The 1236-nt window shown below is 61.5% G+C and carries 1 protein-coding gene; it reads right to left on the bottom strand.

From position 1 onward, the window contains the following. Positions 1–4: 4 nt before the first annotated feature. Positions 5–1225 carry an ISL3 family transposase gene (locus WS91_RS17935; protein WP_059670723.1) on the bottom strand — a complete coding sequence of 407 codons (1221 nt, stop codon included), beginning with the start codon at positions 1223–1225 and terminating at the stop codon, positions 5–7. Positions 1226–1236: the final 11 nt, after the last annotated feature.

Genomic DNA, 1236 nt, shown 5'->3' with positions numbered 1-1236 from the left:
TGGTTCATCGCGGAATTCCGGGGAACGCGGCGCGGATCTTGAGGAAGAAGTACTCCTCGTCACGGTACCCGTAGGCCCTGCGCTTGATGACCTTGATCGTATTGTTGATGCCTTCAACGATGCTGGTATTGAGCGGATGGCGGCAGCGGGCCACGATTCCGTGCCAGTAACCCTGCAAGCGCTCGGCGAACTTTTGCAAGGCGGCGATCCCGCTTTGCTGAGCCTGTTCGATCCATTGCCCCCAGGCCTTTTCCGCCCAGGCTGGCTTGCGGTAGAACCAGAGCCGTTTGAGTTCGTCGCGCAGCACATAGACGCATAACAGCGACTGATTCGCGGCCAGCAGCTCCTTCAGATGCACGGCCTGTTCTGGCTTCAGGTTATGACGGTTGCGCAGTAGCAGCCAGCGACTGGACTTCAGGACCTTCCGCGCCGGCTTGTCATGCCGGAGTTGATTGGCCTGATCCACTCGCACTCGGTCGATCACTTCGCGCCCGTACTTGGCCACGACGTGGTACAGGTCGAAGACGATTTCCGCCTGCGGGCACTGTTCCTTGATCTCCAGTTCATAGGCCGTGGTCATGTCGATGGCGACCGCTTCGATGCGCTCGGCCACGCCTTCAGGGAGTTGTTCGAAGAAGGCTCGCGCCGTTTCGCGTGAACGTCCGGGCCCGACCCAGAGCACCTGCCGGCCGATCGGATCAACCACCACCGTGGCGTAGCGATGGCCCTTATGAAGCGCGAACTCGTCCATCGCCAGATAGCGGATCGCCGACCAGTCCGGCTCGGCCACACGCGCTCGCAAGCGCATCTTGTCGATCGATTTGACCGTGTGCCAACCCAAATCGTAAAAGGCCGCTACCGCCTGCACGCTGGCGGCCTGCAGCAGCTTCTCGCAGGCTTTGGCGAACCGCTCCGTCACTCGCTGGTAGCGGCCCAGCCACGCCAGCTTCTCCAGTCGCGGGCCGCCGCAGTGTTCGCACCAGACCCGGCGACGGGGAACGTGCAGCACCACCCGGTATTCGAACAGCGGCAAATCGCGCACTCGACGAACCGTCGTCTCGTGGATCTGCTGGCAGCGTGCACCGCATTGCTCGCAGTACATGACCTTGCTGACCGGCTTCAGATACAGCGATAGCGTGCGCTCTTCTCCTTGTGGCCATTCCACACGTTCCAGCCGATAACCTGTCCAGCAGCCCAGTGCCTGAAGTGCCTTTCGATCGAGCAATTGCTTCCTCC

It is taken from the genome of Burkholderia sp. MSMB1498, assembly GCF_001526245.1.
In the GTDB taxonomy this organism is placed as follows: Bacteria; Pseudomonadota; Gammaproteobacteria; order Burkholderiales; family Burkholderiaceae; genus Burkholderia; species Burkholderia savannae.
This window is presented reverse-complemented; position numbering and strand designations above follow the sequence as displayed.